The sequence below is a fragment of the Microbispora sp. CL1-1 genome, from assembly GCF_012034195.1.
In the GTDB taxonomy this organism is placed as follows: Bacteria; Actinomycetota; Actinomycetes; order Streptosporangiales; family Streptosporangiaceae; genus Microbispora.
On sequence record NZ_JAATEK010000172.1, the window covers coordinates 1 to 626 of the forward strand.

Here is a 626-nt window from a genome sequence, read left to right on the forward strand (position 1 = left end):
TTATAGGAGGAAATGCGGTGGCGTAAGAGGGTTTGCGACAAGGCTTTTGCGGGGAGAGGCGCACGCGCGCGGCATAACTGTGTGAGGGACGGATCGTTTTGGCTGATCATGAGCGCGCCTCGGGCCTTTCCGTCACGCTCCGCGTTGGACCGATATAACGGCCTGTGTGATGTAAATCACATCATTGGATGAAACCGGGGAGGTGCCTGATCACGTCAGGGGGCCGTGACGGGGGCCGAACGGCGACCGCCGGCCGTCTCGGCGCAGGCCTAGGGAAATCGGATGAACGGCACCATTCGCGAGATGGAAGGTCGAATGGTGATTGTTTTCGCCTGATGCCCTATTCGGGCGATATCCCGACAAGGTGCGGGGTGTTTCGGGCAATGGAAAAGGGCCCGGCTGGAAGCCGGGCCCTTTCCTTGACTCTGCGTTACTGGGGGGTTGATCAGACGATCTTGCCGGACCAGTTGGCAGCAGCGGCCTTGTAGACGCCCAGGGTCTCACCGTCGAAGTACGGGGAGACGTTGGTGTCGATCCGGCCGTTGCCGTCGGTGTCGGAGACCGCGATGGTCACACCGTTGAGGTAGCCGAGCCGCTTGGCGTTGCTGTAGCGGTACAGCCAGGAC

The 626-nt window shown here is 61.3% G+C and carries 1 pseudogene; it reads right to left on the minus strand.

From position 1 onward, the window contains the following. Positions 1–445 precede the first annotated feature (445 nt). Positions 446–626, minus strand: a pseudogene (locus HCK04_RS40475) (hypothetical protein); the annotation flags it as partial.